The sequence below is a fragment of the Bradyrhizobium sp. SZCCHNR1098 genome, assembly GCF_032489375.1.
Taxonomy (GTDB): Bacteria; Pseudomonadota; Alphaproteobacteria; order Rhizobiales; family Xanthobacteraceae; genus Bradyrhizobium.
The window spans coordinates 98,949-119,928 of the sequence record NZ_JAUEXY010000019.1 but is presented as its reverse complement, the minus strand read 5'-3'; the positions used below and the strand labels follow the sequence as shown (position 1 = coordinate 119,928).

11 protein-coding genes are annotated in these 20,980 nt (G+C 64.2%); 10 read left to right on the top strand and 1 reads right to left on the bottom strand.

Annotated elements, in window-relative coordinates:
* The 8 genes from QX135_RS30565 to QX135_RS30530 all read left to right on the top strand — a co-directional run bounded on the left by QX135_RS30565 (nucleotide 1) and on the right by QX135_RS30530 (nucleotide 18,271).
* Entirely contained in the window at nucleotides 1–2,184 is a 2,184-nt protein-coding gene (locus tag QX135_RS30565; protein WP_316234446.1) for a xanthine dehydrogenase family protein molybdopterin-binding subunit, read from the top strand.
* A complete protein-coding gene (locus tag QX135_RS30560) occupies nucleotides 2,181–2,828 on the top strand; it encodes an Isoquinoline 1-oxidoreductase subunit (RefSeq protein WP_316182120.1) in 648 nt (215 codons plus the stop codon). Before QX135_RS30565 ends, QX135_RS30560 begins: the two co-directional genes overlap by 4 nt.
* A 703-nt stretch (nucleotides 2,829–3,531) precedes the next feature.
* Entirely contained in the window at nucleotides 3,532–4,050 is a 519-nt protein-coding gene (gene rplJ, locus QX135_RS30555) for a 50S ribosomal protein L10 (RefSeq protein WP_315737590.1), read from the top strand.
* A 60-nt stretch (nucleotides 4,051–4,110) separates the two neighbouring features.
* On the top strand, nucleotides 4,111–4,482 hold the full coding sequence (gene rplL, locus QX135_RS30550) for a 50S ribosomal protein L7/L12 (RefSeq protein WP_315737591.1): 372 nt from the start codon (nucleotides 4,111–4,113) through the stop codon (nucleotides 4,480–4,482).
* Nucleotides 4,483–5,025: 543 nt separating this feature from the next.
* Nucleotides 5,026–9,144, top strand: a complete 4,119-nt coding sequence (gene rpoB / locus QX135_RS30545) for a DNA-directed RNA polymerase subunit beta (protein WP_315737592.1) — start codon at nucleotides 5,026–5,028, stop codon at nucleotides 9,142–9,144.
* A 131-nt stretch (nucleotides 9,145–9,275) separates the two neighbouring features.
* Nucleotides 9,276–13,475: a DNA-directed RNA polymerase subunit beta' gene (rpoC, locus tag QX135_RS30540; protein WP_315737593.1), complete on the top strand. Its 4,200-nt coding sequence runs from the start codon at nucleotides 9,276–9,278 to the stop codon at nucleotides 13,473–13,475.
* Nucleotides 13,476–13,813: 338 nt separating this feature from the next.
* Complete coding sequence (locus QX135_RS30535; protein WP_316182119.1) at nucleotides 13,814–15,877, top strand: FAD-dependent oxidoreductase; 2,064 nt, start codon at nucleotides 13,814–13,816, stop codon at nucleotides 15,875–15,877.
* An 87-nt stretch (nucleotides 15,878–15,964) separates the two neighbouring features.
* Complete coding sequence (locus QX135_RS30530) at nucleotides 15,965–18,271, top strand: ABC transporter transmembrane domain-containing protein (RefSeq protein WP_316182117.1); 2,307 nt, start codon at nucleotides 15,965–15,967, stop codon at nucleotides 18,269–18,271.
* Here the strand turns inward: QX135_RS30530 and QX135_RS30525 are convergent.
* Nucleotides 18,214–19,431 carry an NAD(P)/FAD-dependent oxidoreductase gene (locus QX135_RS30525; protein ID WP_316182115.1) on the bottom strand — a complete coding sequence of 406 codons (1,218 nt, stop codon included), beginning with the start codon at nucleotides 19,429–19,431 and terminating at the stop codon, nucleotides 18,214–18,216. The genes QX135_RS30530 and QX135_RS30525 overlap by 58 nt on opposite strands.
* 647 nt (nucleotides 19,432–20,078) lie before the next feature.
* Between QX135_RS30525 and rpsL the strand changes: the two genes are divergently transcribed.
* Nucleotides 20,079–20,450, top strand: a complete 372-nt coding sequence (gene rpsL / locus QX135_RS30520) for a 30S ribosomal protein S12 (RefSeq protein ID WP_006611834.1) — start codon at nucleotides 20,079–20,081, stop codon at nucleotides 20,448–20,450.
* Between the two features lie 30 nt (nucleotides 20,451–20,480).
* Entirely contained in the window at nucleotides 20,481–20,951 is a 471-nt protein-coding gene (rpsG, locus tag QX135_RS30515; RefSeq protein WP_316182113.1) for a 30S ribosomal protein S7, read from the top strand.
* Nucleotides 20,952–20,980 lie beyond the last annotated feature (29 nt).

Below are 20,980 nucleotides of genomic sequence, written 5' to 3'. Positions count from 1 at the left end.
ATGAACCTTCATGTGAAATCTGAAGCCGCTGCGACCTTGTCGCGCCGCTCGCTGTTGAAAGCCGGCGCTGGGTTCGTGCTCGCCACCTATGTCGCGCGCAACGGCGTCGCCTACGCGCAGGACGCTGCTGCGGCAAAATCCGTCAACATCGCGCCGAACACGTTTCTGGTGATCGGCCAGGACGACACCGTCACCGTTCTCTGCAAGCACATCGAGTTCGGACAGGGCCCGTTCACCGGCATGGCCACCCTGGTGGCCGAGGAGCTCGATGCCGATTGGTCGCAGATGCGCGCCGATCATGCGCCCTCGAATCCGGTGCTCTACAAGAATCTCTTGTTCGGGGTGCAGGGCACGGGTGGCTCGAGCGCGATCGCCAATTCCTACGAGCAGATGCGCAAGGTCGGCGCTGCCGCACGCTCGATGCTGGTGGCTGCGGCTGCCGACGAATGGAAGGTGCCGGCCGAGGAGATCACGGTCGATAAAGGTATCGTCAGGCATCCCTCCGGCAAGCAGAGCGGTTTCGGCGCGCTGGCCGCCAAGGCGATGCAACAGCCGGTGCCGGCGAACCCGCAGCTCAAGGATCCCTCCGCCTTCAAGCTGATCGGCAAGGAAGGCGCCGTGACCCGGCTCGACAGCGTGGCGAAGTCGAACGGCTCGGCCGAGTACACGCTCGACATCAAGGATCCGGGGACCTTGACCGTGCTGGTGGCGCGCTCGCCGCGGTTCGGCGGCAAGGTGGCCTCGTTCGACGCATCAGCAGCGAAGGCCGTGCCTGGCGTCGTCGACGTCAAGGAGGTGCCGAATGGCGTCGCCGTCTATGCCGAGGGCTTTTGGCCGGCCAAGATGGCACGTGACCTGCTCAAGATCACCTGGGACGACAGCAAGGCGGAGACGCGCGGCACGGCGCAGCTGCTGGAGGAGTTTCGCGCGCGTGCGAAGAAGCAGGGTGCGCTGGTCAAGCAGGAGGGCGACGTCGACGCCGAGATCGCTAAGGGCGGCAAGCTGATCGAGACCGAGTTCGTCTTCCCCTATCTGGCGCATGCGCCGATGGAGCCGATCAACGCCTTCCTGCATTGGAAGGGCGACACGGCGTCGGCGCGCTACGGCAGCCAGTTTCCGACGCCTGATCACGCCGTGATCGCGCAGGTGCTGGGGCTCGACATCGCCAAGGTCGATCTCAAGACGATTCTCGCCGGCGGCAGCTTCGGCCGGCGCGCGCAGCAGTCGACCCATGTCGCCATGGAGCTGGCGCAGGTCGCCAAGGCGATCGGGCCGGGACGTCCGGTCAAGCTGGTGTGGACCCGCGAGGACGACATGCGCGGCGGCTACTACCGGCCGTTCAGCCTGCATCGCATGCGCGGCGTCGTTCGCGACGGCAAGATCGTGGCGTGGTCGGATACGATCGTCGGGCAGTCGATCATGAAGGGCTCGCCGTTCGAGGCGATGACCATGAAGAACGGTCTCGATGCGACGGCCTACGAGGGCTCGAACGAGATCCCGTACCAGGTGCCGAACTTCCGCTGCGACCTGCACCAGGTCGATGTCGGCGTGCCCGTGCTGTGGTGGCGCTCGGTCGGCCACACCCACACCGGCTACGCTGTCGAGGCGTTCGTCGATCAGCTGCTCGAAGCCGCCGGCCAGGATCCGGTGGAGGGGCGACTGGCGATGATGGCCGACAAGCCGCGTCACGCCGGTGTGCTCAAGGCGGTCGCCGAGCTCGCGGACTGGAAGGGCGCCAAGCTCGAGGCGGGCCGCGCCCGCGGCGTTGCCGTAGTCGAGAGCTTCAACACCTACGTCGCCCAGGTCGTCGAGCTGTCGATGGGCGCCGACGGACCGGTCATGCACAAGGTCTGGTGCGCTGTCGACTGCGGCGTCGCGGTCAATCCCGACATCATCCGCGCCCAGATGGAGGGCGGCATCGGCTTTGCGCTGGGCCACATCCTCTATGCGCAGCAGCCGCTCGACGAGGGACGTCCGGTGTCGGGCAATTTCGATACCTACCGCTCGCTGCGCATCCACGAGATGCCCGAGATCGAGGTCGCGATCGTGCCGTCGACAGAGAAGCCATCGGGGGTAGGCGAGCCCGGCGTCCCGCCGCTCGGACCGGCCGTCGCCAACGCCATGGCGAAGCTCGGCCTGCCGCGCCCCACGCAATTGCCGATCCGGCCGGGAGACACTGCATGAGACTGGTTAGAACGGGGGCGATGGCGTTGCTCGCCGGCTGCCTGGCTGCGGTTGCCGTCGCGGCCTATCCGGGGCTTCAGCGCGCCTATGCCGCGCCCGAGGCGACCCGCGTGGCCAATGGCCTGAAGCCGGCAGCGGACTTCGCGAAGATCAACAACAAGGAGGAGCGCGCGGTGGCGCTGTTCGAGGAGGCCGGCAAGGTGCTGCAGTCGCCGCGCTGCATGAACTGCCATCCGGCCGGCGATCGTCCGACCCAGACCGACAAGATGATTCCGCACCAGCCGCTGGTGGTCCGCGGCGAGGCCGGCATGGGCGCGCCAGGCGGGCTCGCCTGCACGACCTGTCACCACGAAGCCAATTTCGACCCGGCGCGCGTGCCCGGCAATCCGAAGTGGCAGCTGGCGCCGATCGAGATGGCTTGGCAGGACCGATCGCTCGGCCAGATCTGCACCCAGATCAAGGACCCGAAGCTCAACGGCGGCAAGACCATGGCCCAGCTGATTCATCATATGGCTGAGGACGAACTGGTCGGCTGGGGCTGGAATCCGGGAGCAGGGCGGACGCCGGCGCCGGGGACTCAGAAGCAGTTCGGCGAGCTGATCAAGGCCTGGGCCGAGGCCGGGGCGTCCTGCCCGAAGGGGTAGACGGGTAGCCCGGAAGAGCGCCGCCGGAGCCACTCGGGCGAAGGCGGAAGCGATCTCCGGGGCCGGTTTCTCCGCGCGACGGTCTGGCGAGAGTCCCGCATCTCGCTTCCGCCTGCGCCCGTTGGGCGCTGGCTGACGCTCATGCGGGCTACGGGACTGGCCGACGTAACTGGTGCGATTTTTGCTCTTGGGGTCTTGGCAAGTCGCCATTCACCCGTTAAAGAACCGGCTTCCGGGCGGGTCGGCTTTTGCTGGCGCGCCCGTGTGCGCATTCCGAAAGTCTAGAGGAGCCAGCATTCCTTTTGAGGATATCCGTTTGGATTTCTCGGAAGGAAAGAAGGATCTTTCTGCTCTCGAAATGCCGCAGGGGAGGTCGGTCCGCCGATCACCCCGATCCTGTCCGAGACTGCAGGCGCCGGCGCGGAATTCAATTTCCTCAATGGCTTAATCGTCCAGCCTGCATAGACGGGTGAAGACCGGATTTCGGCATGTCCACTGCCTCTGTCGTGGTGGCATGCAGGTTTGGTTCGAACCTCGACACTCCGTGGGCCGATAAAGCCTTGCGGAAGGGCAGGCTATTCATCGCCGTTTTGCCTTGCGTGTCCTCGGGTTCTTCCGTCCGGAGGTCAGGTTTGGTGGGGCGGCGGGTGCAACCCGGCGGTCCCGCTTTCGGGCGAAGGCCGCCAACCGGAGAGAGCTTGCTGTGGAACGAGCGGCAAAGAAAGAGGCGGTCGAGGAACTGCACGAGGTCTTCAAGACCACGGGCGTCGCGGTCGTCGCTCACTATTCCGGCCTCACCGTGGCCCAGATGCAGAAGCTGCGCATGCAGATGAAGCAGGCGGGCGCGTCGGTGAAGGTCTCGAAGAACCGTCTCGCCAAAATTGCTCTTGAAGGCACGGACGTCGTCGGCATCGGTCCCCTGTTGAAGGGGCCGACCGTGATCGCAACTTCGAACGATCCTGTCGCGGCGCCCAAGGTTGCCATGGAATTCGCCAAGGCGAACGAAAAGTTCGTCATCCTCGGCGGCTCCATGGGTAAAACCGTCCTGAATGTCGACAGCGTCAAGGCTCTCGCCTCGCTGCCGTCGCTGGACGAACTGCGCGGCAAGCTCGTCGGCCTGATCCAGGCACCGGCGACCAAGCTCGCCCAGCTCGCCAACGCACCCGCGGCCAAGGTCGCGCGCGTCATTCAGGCTCATGCCTCAAAGGGCGAAGCGGCCTGACGCCCTTCGCAAACACTCAAAACCTGGTTTCGAACCGAACCATCTTAAGGAAGTAGATCAATGGCTGACTTGCAGAAAATCGTCGACGACCTGTCCTCGCTCACCGTTCTCGAGGCCGCCGAGCTCGCCAAGCTCCTGGAAGAGAAGTGGGGCGTGTCCGCCGCTGCCGCCGTCGCGGTTGCTGGCCCGGCCGCTGCCGCTGCCGCTCCGGCGGAAGAGAAGACCGAGTTCACGGTTGTCCTGGCCTCGGCCGGCGACAAGAAGATCGAGGTCATCAAGGAAGTCCGCGCCATCACCGGCCTGGGCCTGAAGGAAGCCAAGGACCTGGTCGAGGGTGCCCCGAAGCCGGTCAAGGAAGGCGTCAACAAGGAAGAGGCCGAGAAGATCAAGGCTCAGCTCGAGAAGGCTGGCGCCAAGATCGACCTCAAGTAATCGCAAGATTGCAAGCGGAGCCTTCCGGCGGCCTAAGGCAGGTCCGAAGGTTTCGAGAGATTATGATGACCGGGCGGTAACATCGCCCGGTCATCATCGGGACAAAAGAGTTTTGCAGAGGTGTCGGGTCGGGCCGGGATACTGCAAAAGGCGTGCAACAGGATCGCCCGTTGCGGGCCGAACACGGAAAAGTGTGGAGATTTGGGGGCTTCCCCCTCGAATCTCGGCTATCGTCGGCCCATATTGGGTCGGCAGCACGAAAAGCCGGTTATCGGTGGAGTGGCGTCTCCGCCCTTAGACCGTTGGGAGATAGGCAATTTCGGGCTTTTGCAGTCCGTGACGAGATGGTTGTGACGAGCGGGTGCGCCCTCGCGCCTCGCGCGTCGTTTTGCGTTTTGCTGGTCTGAAGAACAGAGCTGGGACGTTTCCGTTCCGGCTTTGGGCCTCAGATCCTCGAAATGGATCGAAATTCAACCCGAAGGGGCGGTGGCAGCCGCTGTTTCGGAAGGTTCGCCCCTCCGGGCGACGAAATGAGAGGCCACGATGGCGCAGCAGACATTCACCGGTCGCAAACGCGTTCGCAAGTTCTTTGGACACATCAAGGAAGTCGCGGAGATGCCGAACCTCATCGAGGTTCAGAAGGCGTCCTACGACCAGTTCCTGATGGTGGACGAGCCCACGGGTGGGCGAGCGGATGAGGGCCTGCAGGCGGTGTTCCGCTCGGTGTTCCCGATCTCCGACTTTTCGGGCACCTCGATGCTGGAATTCGTCCGCTACGAGTTCGAGCCGCCGAAATACGACGTCGACGAGTGCCGCCAGCGCGGCATGACCTTCGCTGCGCCGCTCAAGGTGACCTTGCGCCTCATCGTGTTCGATATCGACGAGGAGACCGGTGCGAAGTCGGTGAAGGACATCAAGGAGCAGGACGTGTACATGGGCGACATTCCGCTCATGACCATGAACGGCACCTTCATCGTGAACGGCACCGAGCGCGTCATCGTCTCGCAGATGCACCGTTCGCCGGGCGTGTTCTTCGACCACGACAAGGGCAAGACCCATTCGTCGGGCAAGCTGCTGTTCGCTGCCCGCGTCATTCCGTATCGCGGCTCCTGGCTCGATATCGAGTTCGACGCCAAGGACATCGTGTTCGCGCGCATCGACCGTCGCCGCAAGCTGCCGGTGACGTCGCTGATGTTCGCGCTCGGCCTCGACGGCGAGCAGATCCTGTCGACCTTCTACAAGAAGCTGATCTACAAGCGCATCAAGGAAGGCTGGCGCGTTCCGTTCGACGCCAACCGGTTCCGCGGCTATTCGACCGTGAACGACCTGATCGACGCCGACACCGGCAAGGTCGTGCTCGAGGCCGGCAAGAAGCTCACCGTGCGCGCCGCCCGCCAGCTCCAGGAGAAGGGGCTGAAGGCGCTGCGCATGTCGGACGAGGAGCTGCTCGGCAACTACATCGCCGAGGATCTCGTCAATCCGAAGACGGGTGAGATCTACGCCGAGGCCGGCGAGGAGATCACCGACAAGCTGTTCAAGGTGCTGAACGAGCAGGGCTACAAGGACCTGCCGCTGCTCGACATCGACCACGTCAATGTCGGCCCCTACATCCGCAACACGCTGTCGGCCGACAAGAACATGACGCGTGAGGATGCGCTGTTCGACATCTACCGCGTGATGCGTCCGGGCGAGCCGCCGACGCTCGATTCGGCGCAGGCGATGTTCCAGTCGCTGTTCTTCGATGCCGAGCGCTACGACCTCTCCGCGGTCGGTCGCGTCAAGATGAACATGCGCCTCGAGCTCGATGCGCCCGACACCCAGCGCACGCTGCGTAAGGAAGACATCCTGTCGGTCATCAAGACCCTGGTCGACCTGCGTGACGGCAAGGGCGAGATCGACGACATCGACCATCTCGGCAACCGCCGCGTTCGCTCGGTCGGCGAGCTGATGGAGAATCAGTACCGCATCGGCCTGTTGCGCATGGAGCGCGCCATCAAGGAGCGCATGTCGAGCGTCGACATCGACACCGTGATGCCGCAGGACCTGATCAACGCGAAGCCCGCCGCCGCTGCCGTGCGCGAATTCTTCGGCTCGTCGCAGCTGTCGCAGTTCATGGACCAGACCAACCCGCTGTCGGAGATCACCCACAAGCGCCGCCTGTCGGCGCTTGGACCGGGCGGTCTGACCCGCGAGCGCGCCGGCTTCGAGGTGCGCGACGTGCATCCGACGCATTACGGCCGCATCTGCCCGATCGAGACGCCGGAAGGTCCGAACATCGGCCTGATCAACTCGCTGGCGACCTTCGCCCGCGTCAACAAGTATGGCTTCGTCGAGACGCCGTACCGCAAGGTCAAGGACGGCCGGGTCACCGACGAGGTGGTGTATCTGTCGGCCATGGAGGAGGGGCGCTACCGCGTCGCGCAGGCCAACGTGCCGCTCGATGCCAAGGGCCGCTTCACCGAGGACCTCGTGGTCTGCCGTCATGCCGGCGAAGTCGTGCCGATGACGCCCGACAAGGTCGACTACATGGACGTGTCGCCGAAGCAGCTCGTTTCGGTGGCCGCTGCGCTGATCCCGTTCCTCGAGAACGACGACGCCAACCGCGCGCTGATGGGCTCGAACATGCAGCGCCAGGCCGTGCCGCTGGTTCGCGCCGAGGCGCCGTTCGTCGGTACCGGCATGGAAGGTGTGGTGGCCCGTGACTCGGGCGCCGCGATCGCGGCGCGCCGCTCCGGCGTGATCGACCAGATCGACGCCACCCGCGTCGTCATCCGCGCCACGGAGGATCTCGATCCGACCAAGTCGGGCGTCGATATCTACCGGCTGATGAAGTATCAGCGCTCGAACCAGTCGACCTGCATCAACCAGCGTCCGCTGGTGAAGGTCGGCGACATCGTCAAGAAGGGCGACATCATCGCTGACGGTCCGTCGACCGATCTCGGTGAGCTCGCGCTCGGCCGCAACGTGCTGGTCGCGTTCATGCCGTGGAACGGCTACAACTTCGAGGACTCCATCCTGCTCTCCGAGCGGATCGTGAAGGAGGACGTCTTCACCTCGATCCATATCGAGGAATTCGAGGTGATGGCCCGCGACACCAAGCTGGGTCCGGAGGAAATCACGCGCGACATTCCGAACGTGTCGGAAGAGGCGCTGAAGAACCTCGACGAAGCCGGCATCGTCTATATCGGCGCGGAGGTGCGCGCCGGCGACATCCTGGTCGGCAAGATCACGCCGAAGGGCGAGAGCCCGATGACGCCGGAAGAGAAGCTGCTGCGCGCCATCTTCGGCGAGAAGGCCTCGGACGTGCGCGACACCTCGCTGCGGGTGCCGCCGGGCGTGCAGGGCACGATCGTCGAAGTCCGCGTGTTCAACCGGCACGGCGTCGACAAGGACGAGCGTGCGCTGGCGATCGAGCGGGAAGAGATCGAGCGTCTGGCCAAGGACCGCGACGACGAGCAGGCGATCCTGGACCGCAACGTCTACAGCCGTCTCGCCGACATGCTGGATGGCCGTCAGGGCATCTCCGGTCCGAAGGGCTTCAAGAAGGACACCAAGATCACGCGCGCGGTGCTCGACGAGTATCCGAAGTCGCAGTGGTGGCTGTTCGCGTCGCCGAACGACAAGCTGATGGCCGAGATCGAGGCCATGCGGAAGCAGTACGACGAGTCGAAGAAGGGGCTGGAACAGCGCTTCCTCGACAAGGTCGAGAAGCTGCAGCGTGGCGACGAGCTGCCGCCAGGCGTGATGAAGATGGTCAAGGTCTTCGTTGCGGTGAAGCGCAAGATCCAGCCGGGCGACAAGATGGCCGGCCGTCACGGCAACAAGGGCGTCGTCTCCAAGATCGTGCCGATCGAGGACATGCCGTTCCTCGAGGACGGCACGCATGCGGACATCGTGCTGAACCCGCTGGGCGTGCCCTCGCGCATGAACGTCGGACAGATCCTCGAGACGCATCTTGGCTGGGCCTGCGCCGGACTCGGCAAGCGCATCGCCCAGACGGTCGATGCCTACCTGTCGAAGCAGGACGTGAAGCCGCTGAAGGAGACCTTGAAGCGGATCTACGGCGATGACGAGACCATCAAGTCGCTCAACGACAACGAGTTGATCGAGCTTGGTCACAATCTGAGCCGTGGCGTGCCGATCGCCACGCCGGTGTTCGACGGCGCCAAGGAGGCCGACATCGAGGAGATGTTGAAGCTCGCCGGCCTCGACGCCTCCGGTCAGTCGACGGTCTATGACGGCCGCACCGGCGATGCGTTCGATCGCAAGGTGACGGTCGGCTACATCTATATGCTGAAGCTGCACCATCTGGTCGACGACAAGATCCATGCGCGTTCGATCGGCCCGTACTCGCTGGTCACCCAGCAGCCGCTGGGCGGCAAGGCCCAGTTCGGCGGCCAGCGTTTCGGCGAAATGGAGGTGTGGGCGCTCGAAGCCTACGGCGCGGCCTACACGCTGCAGGAGATGCTGACGGTGAAGTCGGACGACGTCGCCGGCCGCACCAAGGTCTACGAGGCGATCGTGCGCGGCGACGACACGTTCGAGGCCGGTATTCCGGAATCGTTCAACGTGTTGGTCAAGGAAATGCGCTCGCTCGGCCTCAACGTCGACCTGCACAACTCCAAGCTCGGACCGGCGCCGACGTCGGAAGCCGCCGAGTAGTTCAAGAGGTCAGGCCCGGCCGTCTCGGACGGCCGGGTGCCGGCGCCTTCCCCCGCGGGTCAGGACAAGGCGCCCGTTGAGAGATTTTCGAATTTGCGGCCGACCCCCGATCGGCCCGCGAGGAGAATACGATGAACCAAGAAATTATGAATCTCTTCAATCCGACGACGCCGGCTCAGGTCTTCGACCAGATCCGGATCTCGATTGCGTCTCCGGAGAAGATTCTGTCCTGGTCCTACGGCGAGATCAAGAAGCCGGAAACGATCAACTACCGCACCTTCAAGCCCGAGCGCGACGGCCTGTTCTGCGCCCGCATCTTCGGGCCGATCAAGGACTACGAGTGCCTGTGCGGCAAGTACAAGCGGATGAAGTACAAGGGCATCATCTGCGAGAAGTGCTCGGTCGAGGTGACCCTGTCGCGCGTCCGGCGCGAGCGCATGGGCCATATCGAGCTCGCCGCTCCCGTCGCGCACATCTGGTTCCTGAAGTCGCTGCCCTCGCGCATCGGCCTCCTGCTCGACATGACGCTGAAGGATCTCGAGCGGATCCTGTACTTCGAATACTACGTCGTTCTCGAGCCGGGTCTGACCGCGCTCAAGGACCGTCAGCTCTTGTCCGAGGACGAGTATCTCAAGGCGCAGGACGAATACGGCCAGGACAGCTTCACCGCCATGATCGGCGCGGAGGCCATCCGTGAGCTGCTGCGCGGCCTCGAGCTGGAGAAGCTCGAGCAGACGCTGCGTGCGGAGATGCAGGAGACCGACTCCGACATCAAGCACAAGAAGCTCGCGAAGCGTCTGAAGATCGTCGAGGCCTTCCGCCACTCCGGCAACAAGCCGGAATGGATGATCATGACCGTGGTGCCGGTGATCCCGCCGGACCTGCGGCCGCTGGTCCCGCTCGACGGCGGCCGCTTCGCGACCTCCGACCTCAACGACCTCTACCGCCGCGTCATCAACCGCAACAACCGTTTGAAGCGGCTGATGGAGCTGCGCGCGCCGGACATCATCATCCGCAACGAGAAGCGCATGCTTCAGGAAGCGGTGGATGCGCTGTTCGACAACGGCCGCCGCGGCCGCGTCATCACCGGCGCCAACAAGCGTCCGTTGAAGTCGCTCGCCGACATGCTCAAGGGCAAGCAGGGCCGCTTCCGTCAGAACCTGCTCGGCAAGCGCGTCGACTATTCCGGTCGCTCGGTCATCGTGGTCGGTCCGGAGCTGCGCCTGCACCAGTGCGGCCTGCCGAAGAAGATGGCGCTCGAGCTGTTCAAGCCGTTCATCTATTCGCGGCTCGATGCCAAGGGCCTGTCGACGACGGTCAAGCAGGCCAAGAAGCTGGTCGAGAAGGAGCGTCCGGAGGTCTGGGACATCCTGGACGAGGTCATCCGCGAGCATCCGGTGCTGTTGAACCGCGCGCCGACGCTGCATCGCCTCGGCATCCAGGCGTTCGAGCCGGTGCTGATCGAGGGCAAGGCGATCCAGCTGCATCCGCTGGTGTGCTCCGCGTTCAACGCCGACTTCGACGGCGACCAGATGGCCGTCCACGTTCCGCTGTCGCTCGAAGCGCAGCTGGAAGCGCGCGTCCTGATGATGTCGACCAACAACATCCTGCATCCGGCCAATGGTCAGCCGATCATCGTGCCGTCGCAGGACATCGTGCTCGGTCTCTACTACGTCTCGATCATGCGCGAAGGCATGCCCGGCCAGGGCATGGCGTTCGGCAACATGGCCGAGCTCGAGCATGCGCTGCACGCCAAGGCCATCCATCTCCACAGCAAGATCAAGTATCGCTGGGAGGGCATGGACGAGACCGGCAAGGTCGCCAAGCGCTGGATCGAAACCACCGCGGGCCGCGTCATGCTCGGCAATCTCCTGCCGAAGCATCCGCGCGTCACGTTCGAGGTCATCAACAAGCTGATGACCAAGCGCGAAATCTCGGGCGTGATCGATCAGGTCTATCGTCACTGCGGCCAGAAGGAGACGGTGATCTTCTGCGACCGCATCATGGCGCTCGGCTTCTACAACGCCTTCAAGGCGGGCATCTCGTTCGGCAAGGACGACATGGTCGTGCCGGCGGGCAAGTGGAAGATCGTCGACACCACCCGTACGCTGGCGAAGGATTTCGAGCAGCAGTACAATGACGGTCTGATCACCCACGGCGAGAAGTACAACAAGGTCGTCGACGCCTGGTCGAAGGCCAGCGAAGAGATCGCCAAGGAGATGATGAAGGAAATCTCCGTCACCAAGAAGACGGCGACGGGGGCGGATGCCGACATCAACTCGATCTACATGATGTCGCATTCCGGTGCCCGCGGTTCGCCGGCCCAGATGCGTCAGCTCGCCGGCATGCGCGGCCTGATGGCCAAGCCGTCGGGTGAGATCATCGAGACGCCGATCATCTCGAACTTCAAGGAAGGTCTGTCGGTTCTCGAGTACTTCAACTCGACCCACGGCGCCCGCAAGGGCCTCGCGGACACCGCGTTGAAGACCGCGAACTCGGGCTACCTGACCCGTCGTCTGGTCGACGTCGCGCAGGACTGCATCATCACGCAGGACGATTGCGGCACCCATCTCGGCATCAAGATGCGCGCCATCGTCGATGCCGGCACGGTCGTGGCTTCGCTCGGCTCGCGCATCCTGGGCCGCGTGCCCTGCGATGACGTGCGTGATCCCGCGACCAACGCCGTGCTGGTCAAGGCCGGCACGCTGATGGAGGAGAGCCACATCGACGCCATCCAGCAGGCTGGCGTGCAGGAGGTGAAGATCCGCTCTGCGCTGACGTGCGAGCTTGTCAACGGCATCTGCAAGATGTGCTACGGCCGCGATCTGGCGCGCGGCACGCCGGTTAATCATGGCGAGGCTGTCGGCGTCATCGCCGCGCAGTCGATCGGTGAGCCCGGCACCCAGCTGACGATGCGCACCTTCCACATCGGTGGCGCAGCGCAGCTGAACGAGCAGTCCTTCGTGGAATCGAACTTCGAAGGCAAGGTGGTCATCAGGAACAAGTCGATCGCTCGCAACAGCGAGGGTCACCTGATCGCGATGGTCCGCAACATGGTCGTGACGATCGTCGACCCCGACGGCACCGAGCGTGCGACGCACCGTATCCAGTACGGCTCGCGCATGCACGTCGACGACGGCGACATGATCAAGCGCGGCCAGCGCATCGCCGAGTGGGATCCTTATACCCGCCCGATCCTCACGGAAGCGGAGGGCACGATCGGGTTCGAGGATCTGACCGAAGGTCTGTCGATCTCGGAAACGCTCGACGAATCCACCGGTATTGCCAAGCGCGTGGTCATCGACTGGCGTGGAACGCGCGGTGGCGCGGATCTGCGTCCGGCGATCGTGATCAAGGGCAAGGACGGCAAGGTGCTCAAGCTCGCCCGCGGCGGCGATGCCCGCTACATGCTGTCGGTCGACGCGATTCTTTCTGTCGACGTCGGTGCGACGGTGAAGCCAGGCGACATCCTGGCGCGTATCTCGACCGAAAGCGCCAAGACGCGCGACATCACCGGCGGTCTGCCGCGGGTGGCGGAGCTGTTCGAAGCGCGCAAGCCGAAGGATGCCGCGATCATCGCTGAGATCGCCGGCACCATCCGGTTCGGTCGCGACTACAAGAACAAGCGTCGCATCTCGATCGAGCCGGTCGACAAGACCGAGGAGCCGCGCGAGTACCTGATCCCGAAGGGCAAGCACATCCATCTGCAGGATGGCGACATCGTCGAGAAGGGCGACTTCATCGTTGAAGGCAACCCCGCGCCGCACGACATCCTGGCGATCAAGGGCATCGAGGAGCTCGCGGCCTATCTGGTCAACGAGATCCAGGAGGTCTACCGGCTGCAGGGCGTGCTCATCAACGACAAGCACATCGAGGTGATTGTCCGTCAGATGCTGCAGAAGGTGGAGATCGCCGACCAGGGCGACACCGACATGATCTCGGGCGAACAGGTCGACAAGATCGAGTTCGACCTGCTCAACGCGAAAGCCGTGGAGGAGGCGAAGAAGCCGGCCACAGGCACTCCGGTTCTGCTCGGCATCACCAAGGCGAGCCTGCAGACCCGGTCGTTCTTCTCGGCGGCCTCGTTCCAGGAGACCACCCGCGTCCTCACCGAGGCGGCGGTCAACGGCAAGATCGATCCGCTCGAGGGTCTCAAGGAGAACGTCATCGTCGGCCGTCTGATCCCGGCTGGCACCGGCGCCTCGATGGCCCGCATCCGCGAAGTCGCCTTGAAGCGCGACAAGCTGATTCTCGACGAGCGCGAGAAGCAGGCGGCGATCGTGCCGGCGCAGCCGGAGCCTCAGCCGCTCGCTCTGCCGCCGGCAGAGTGAACGGACGATTGCGGCAGACCCTGACGGTGTTGGGGTCTGCCGTGCGTTCATCGCGCGTAGAAAAAGGCCGGCGGTTGCTGGCCTTTTTTAACATTTTCTTCTCCTGTCGCCGTGCTGCTGCCCCGTTGTTCATCTTCCCTTCAGGGACAGAGGCGCTTTTGGAAGCATCAGATCCGCTGAGCTGATTTCCGTCGACTCCCGTGGCGATGCGCCGATTTGCTCCGGCGCAAATCTTTTGCGGGCCGGGTACGCTATGGCCGATCGAGCCCCGAGGGTGGCAGGACCCCTGATATGGACGACCGGCGATGTCGCTGACAGCCGGAGATGGCGGAACTTCGATGCTTGACCTTGCGATTGTTGGTGGCGGTCCGGGTGGCCTGATGAGCGCCTGGTACCTGAGGCGCAAACTCGGCGATCTCTGCAAGGTGACGATCTTCGAGGCATCCGACCGGCTCGGCGGCAAGATCGTGACGAGCAAGTTCGATACCGCACCGGCGATGTATGAGGCTGGTGTCGCAGAAATCTACGACTACTCGATGACCGGCCCTGATCCGCTGCGCGAGCTGATCCAGCATTTCGGTCTGCAGACGATTCCGATGGATGCGCTGCAGGTCCAGCTCGACGGCGAGCTGCTCGACGACGTGCCCGGGCTGCGCCGCAAGTACGGCCCGAAGACGGCCGCTGCCGTCGAGGCGTTCCGCAAGCGTTGTACGGAGGTAATGTCGCCGGTCGAATATTACGAAGGCGTCGGCGCCCACGATAACGAGCACCCCTGGGCCTACAAGACCTGCGAAGAGCTGCTCGACGAGGAGGTCGAGGATCCCACGGCCAAGCGCTTCTTCAAGGTGATGTCGCGCTCCGACCTCGCGACCGAGGCCCACAACACCAACGGCCTCAATGCGCTCAAGAACTTCGTGATGGATATCGACGACTATATCGGCCTGTACTCGATCCAGAACGGCAATGAGCAGCTGATCGAGTGCCTTCGCTCGGAGGTTGATGCTGACATCAAACTCAATCATCGCGTGCTCCGCATCGGCAAGACCGAGCAGGGCCGCTACCGGCTCAACATGATGAACGGCAAGGGGCCGGAGACGCGCGAGTTCGATCTCGTGTTGGTGTGTCTGCCGCATTCCTGGCTGTCGACGGTCGGCTGGGACGGCGAGAAGCTGCGCCAGTCCATGGTCAAGCACATCGCCTATTTCGATCGTCCCGCGCATTATCTGCGCGTCTCGATCCTGTTCGACGAGCCGTTCTGGGGCGAGAAGATTCCGGGCTCCTGGTTTATGTCGGAGGCGTTCGGCGGCTGCTGCATCTACAACGAGGGCTCGCGCCACGACGTCGGCAAGCACGGCGTGCTGAACTGGCTGATCGCGGGCTCGGATGCGCTCGCCTTCGCCAATCTGTCGGACCAGGAGCTGATCGATGCCGCGCTGAAGTCGCTCCCAGCGGCGCTCGGCGACGCGCGCGCGCACTTCATGGAAGGCAAGATCCATCGCTGGCTGTCGTCGGTCAACGCGCTGCCCGGCGGTCTGCCGGTGCGCGACGTCATGACCAATCACCGGCCTGAGCCGAAGGAGCACCCCGGTATCGTCGTGGTCGGAGACTACCTGTTCGACTCGACCTTGAACGGGCTGCTCGATTCCTCGGATGCGGCCACCGACATCATCCTGACCGAGATGATGCGGCTGCGCCGCGCCCGCTCGCAGGCCGAGATGCCGCTGTCGGACAAGATCGACCGCGACTATTTCGACAATTATCGCGGGCAGGGGCCGTACAGCGAAGCGTGGTCGCAGTTCACCGATCCGGACTATCTGACCAGCCTGATCAAGATCGTCTGGAACCGGGCCGGCAAGGGCAAGGGCTACAAGCTCCTGGTCGCCGGCTCCGCGAGCGGCGAGCTGGTGGGTGCGCTCCGCGAGCGTGGCATCGATGCCTGGGGCATCGAGAACAACCGCTACATCCACGGCAAGACGCCGAAGGCGCTGAAGAAGTACAACAAGCTCGGCTCGATCACCGACATGCCGTTCAAGACCGGTGAGTTCGATTTCGTGTTCGAGACCAGCCTCTGCCACCTCGGTGACAAGCAGGTTGCGCGCGCGGTCCGCGAGCTCAACCGTGTCGTCAAGACCGGCCTCGTGTTCGGCTCGATCACCTCGGACATGGCCCCGGCGCTGGTCGACCGCTACGACCTGCTGCGTGGGGTCAAGAAGCTCGGCACCTGGTGGGAGTGGTCGGAGCTGTTCTTCGGCAACGGGTTTGATCTGGCCATGCACCGCCGCGATTGCACCGACGAGGTGTGGGCTGCGACGCTCGCGGCCAACAAGGGGCCCGGTCAGTGGTACGCCGACGCCGACAGCCTGCGCTATTCGTTCTTCGACAAGGTCGAGGACGAAGATTGAGGACGCTGGCCGCGGCGCTGTGCAGATGTTAAAGGCCTGACGCGCAAGGCTGGCGCTCTCGTCGGCCGCGCTGCTTCGGTTGGTTGCATGGCGCCCAAGAAACCAGAGTCAGAGTCGAGACCGGCTTCCAAATCAGGCTCGAAACGAGGTTCGAAATCCAATTCGACCTCGGCGCCGCCCGGTCAGGCCGCGGACGATCGGATTGCCGGCGAGCGAATTGCGGCTGCCGCGGGCGCCGCAGCCGAGATCGCGAAGCGGCTTTCTGGAACCGCCGCGCCCCAAGCGCCGCAGGCACCCCAAGCGCCGGAAACACCGCTCGCCGCCAACGCGCCACTGGCAGCCGAAGCGCAGCACACATCTGAAGCGCCGCAGCCCTCCGAGCCGTCGCAGCCCTCCGAGCCGTCGCAGGCCGCCAAACCGCCGCAGGCATCCAAGCCGCCGCAGGCCACCAAGCCACCACAGGCAAGCAAGCCTGCGCCGCCGCCCTCCGACGAGGACGACGATGAGGACGGCGAGGACGAGGGCGACGATCTCGACGACGATGATGACGACGACGAGGATCTCGTCGTCTACACGGCCCGCGAGGCCGCCGGTGCGCTTGCGACCATCTACGGCTTCGTCTCGCCGCTGCTCGCCAGATACAAGAAGATGCTGGCTTTCGTGTCGATCGGCGTCCTGATCGAGACGCTGTTCAACGTCATCATGCCGCTCAGCCTCAAGTTCCTGATCGACGATGCGCTCGGCGAGGAGGATTTCGAGGCGCTCTATCGCATCCTCGGCGTGCTGGCCGTTGCGGGCATCTTCACCTCGATCGTTGCCGTGCTCTACGAGCGCTGGGATGCGCGTCTGGCGGCCTGCGTCATCTCGGATGTCCGCACCCGTCTGTTCGACCACGTGCAGAACCTGCCGGCCGCCTATTTCCAGCGCACCAAGCGCGGCGAGATCCTGTCGCGCTTCTCGGTCGACATGTCGGCGTTCGAGAACGTCGTGAAGAGTTTCGCCAACAGCGCTGTGCTGCCGTTCCTCGAGCTGATTGCGGGCATCATTCTGATGCTGTTCCTCAACTGGCAGCTCGCTGCGATCGCGCTGCTGGTGTTTCCGATCACCCTGATCGGCCCGCGCATCCTGACGCCGAAGGCGGTTCAGGCCAATTACGAGCAGAAGCTGAACGAGGCGTCGCTGCTCGGCGTGATCCAGGAGAACATCGCGGCGCAAGCCGTCATCAAGGCCTTCAGCCTGCACCGCAAGGTATTCGGCTGGTTCAGCTTCCGCAACGACGCGGCGCGGCGCAAGATGGCCGATGCGATGTTCCTGTCGACCATGGTCGAGCGCACGGTCACGATCTCCGTGCTGCTGCTGCATCTCGTCGTGCTCGCCCTAGGCGCCTATCTCGCCACCAAGGGCCAGATCACCATCGGCACCTTCGTCACCTTCGAGAGCGCGTTCTGGGAGGTGTCCTACAACATCGCCCATGTCATGCACTTCGTGCCGGTGTCGATTTCCTCGGCGGCCGCAATCCGGCACATGCAGGAGCTGCTGGACGAGCCGACCCGCGGCGCCGACCGGCCGGGCGCGCCGGATCTGCCCCGCATCAGCCACGACATCACCTTCGAGCGCGTGACCTTCCAGTACGAGGGCAGCCAGACGCCGGTGCTCGACAATCTCAGCCTCAAGCTCGACGTCGGCAAGCGGATCGCGATCGTCGGTCCGTCGGGCTCGGGCAAGAGCACGCTGCTCAACCTGATCCTGCGACTCTACGTGCCCAACGAAGGCCGCGTCACCATCGACGGCGTCGACATCCGCAGGGTCACGCGCGATTCGCTGCGCGGCAGCATGGCCGTGGTGTTCCAGGAGAACATGCTGTTCAACATGTCGCTGCGGGAGAACATCCGGCTCGGCAAGGAGGGCGCCACCGACGCCGAGGTGGAGGAGGCGGCCAAGAAGGCCGAGATCCACCGCTACATCATGAGCCTGCCGCAGAAATACGACACGCTCGTCGGCGAGCGCGGCGACACGCTGTCCGGCGGCCAGCGCCAGCGCATCGCAATCGCCCGCGCCATCATCCGCAATCCCTCCGTGCTGCTGCTCGACGAGGCGACCTCGGCGCTCGACCAGACCACGGAAGCCGCAATCAACCGCACCCTGCTCAAGGTCGCCAAGGGCCGCACCATGATCTGGTCGACCCACCGCCTGACCTCGGTGGTCGAGATGGACGAGATCATCGTCATCTCTGGCGGCCGGGCGATCGAGCGCGGCAGCCACGCCGAGCTCTTGGCCAAGAACGGTGTCTATCGCAAGCTGTGGGACGACCAGGGCCACCAGCCGAGTCGGGCCGATCAGGCCGACGACGACAGCGATGAAGACGATGATGATGATGACGATGACGACGAATAAGCGTTGAGCGGCGCAATGGTCTTCGTCAGCCGCTGCCGCGTGCCGCGGCCGAGCGAGACTGCAAAGCGTGCCCAGCGCTGCGCCTGCCAATAGGGGCTGGTCCCGATCGAGACGGATCTGAAATTCCAGGCCTTCTCGAGCGACCACGCATCGCAGGCCATCTTGACCGGGTCCGCATAGAAGGCCGCGATCTTGGCCTCGCCCATGCCGTCAGTCGCCAGCCAGCGCGGAATGTGGACGTTGCAGAGGCGCTCGACATCGGTGAACACCTTGTCGGAGCCGGTGCCGGTGACGGGGCAGGTGGTGCAGAAGGCGTCGCCGACGAGCACCACGCCGGGCATGCGATATCCGCTGTTGGTGATCAGATCGGCCGGCCGGACCTTCACCTCGCCGCTCACGGCGTACTCGCCAGTGATCCGCCGCAGGCCGGGCAGGGCGGTCGTCAGCGTTTCGACCGGGGCGCGCCGGATCGCCCGCAGCCAGGGATCATCCACCTCGCGATAGGCGAACAGGTTCGCCCGCATGCGCTCGCCGATCGGGAACAGGGTGATGTAGGGCACCCGCGCACTGGCCCGCTCCTGGAAGTAGGTCATGGCCGGGAACGGGAAGGCGGCGCGGCCGACCGGCGTCAGGTCGAAGCCGATCGAGACGGAATGCGCGGGGCTGGTGATCTTGCGGGTGATTCCCAGCATGTGCCGCAGCCCAACGTTCAGCCCGTTGGCGAGCACGACGAGGCGGGCCGAGATCGTCTGCCCGTTGGACAGCACGACCGACTGGCGATCCTCGCCTGGCGTGATCGCCACGGCCTTGGCGACGATTCGCGTCACAGGGCCACGGATCTCGTCACGCACGGCCGTCACCAGCGTATCGTACAGGATGCCATATTGCTGGACTGGCGCCCGTTCGAGCACGTAGCCGAATCGGGCGATCCAGTTCTCCGGGGCCAGGGTGGCTTGGGTTAACGCCTTGTCGGCGATCCCGGTGCGACGGAACCGGTCGATCTGCCCGGCACCGGAGATCTTCTCGATTCGAAAGTCGGCCGGGTAGATCGCATGGGGATCGACCAGAATCGCCGGGATGCCCGCACGCCCGAGCATGGCGGCCGTGATCGCGCCGGCCAAGCCGCCGCCAATGATCGCAATATCGGTATGTTCTGTCACCGGGCGCCTCGTCTTGGCGCCATCCTTGTCGGCCAAAGCCGAAAAAAGCCTTATCTTCAATGTCTCTGGATATGTCCCGGGTTGGAGAGGTGACTGCGCAGGCGCGGGTAGGGCTCTGCGGTCTACAGATACCTTAGGACGCGGGGGCACCGTCGGAGCGGAAACTGCAGCGGCCAGAAGCGCTTCTTTGAGCGTCCTGCGGCGTCGTTTTGCTTGACTTGGATATTTACCGCTTATAAAAGGCCGGCACTCAACGACAGGCGGTGAGCTTCGCCAGCGTCGGTACGGATCACCCAGACCACCCAGAACAGGGTGGGACGGGCACCACCCTCGACGAATGCCGCTCAAACGCTGTCGATCATAGCTAGGCAATGCCAAAACGATATTAGATCTCTCGAGCTCGTTCTCCTGAGACCAATTTCGGATGCATGACCTCGGTAGGCCGCCCGCCAGCGCAAGCTGACTGGTGGTGATCGCGGTCCTCTGTGGCGTCAAGCGCTTTCCGTTCAGCGATGAACGGTTGGCGCGATTTCGTTTTGCGTGGGTTTTGATCGCGCGAACGGCCCGGTGAGGCGGGGAACCTCGAACAGAATTTGCGGAAGCCGGTCGCGGTCTCCGTGCGAACGTTGAGAAGGGTGAAGGCCAAGATGCCGACGATCAACCAGCTGATCGCAAATCCGCGCGAAGTGCAGAAGTCGCGCAAGAAGGTGCCGGCGCTGCAGCAGTCGCCGCAGAAGCGTGGCGTTTGCACGCGCGTCTACACCACGACCCCGAAGAAGCCGAACTCGGCGCTTCGTAAGGTCGCCAAGGTGCGCCTGACCAACGGCTTCGAGGTGATCGGCTACATCCCGGGTGAAGGTCATAACCTGCAGGAGCACTCGGTGGTCATGATCCGCGGCGGCCGCGTCAAGGACTTGCCGGGCGTGCGCTACCACATCCTCCGCGGCGTGCTGGATACCCAGGGCGTCAAGAACCGTAAGCAGCGCCGTTCGAAGTATGGCGCGAAGCGTCCGAAGTAAGACGTTCGAGAGAAGCGGGAACAAGATCACATGTCGCGTCGCCATTCAGCCGAAAAGCGTGAAGTGCTTCCGGATCCGAAGTTCGGGAACATCATTGTCACCAAGTTCATGAACTCGGTGATGTACGCCGGCAAGAAGTCGGTCGCCGAAGGTATCGTCTACGGCGCGTTCGGCCTCATCGAGGCCAAGACCAAGCAGAGCCCGCTGACGGTGTTCGAGCAGGCCCTCGAAAACGTCATGCCGACCATCGAGGTCCGCTCCCGCCGCGTCGGCGGCGCGACCTACCAGGTGCCGGTCGAGGTTCGTTCGACCCGCCGGCAGGCGCTGGGCATCCGCTGGCTGATCTCGGCCGCGCGTGACCGCAACGAGAAGACGATGACGGAGCGGCTTTCGGCGGAGCTGCTCGACGCCTCGAACAACCGGGGTAACGCCGTGAAGAAGCGCGAAGACGTGCACCGGATGGCGGAAGCCAACCGCGCCTTCTCGCATTATCGCTGGTAACGGCGACCCGAACGGAAATCAGGGAAAAG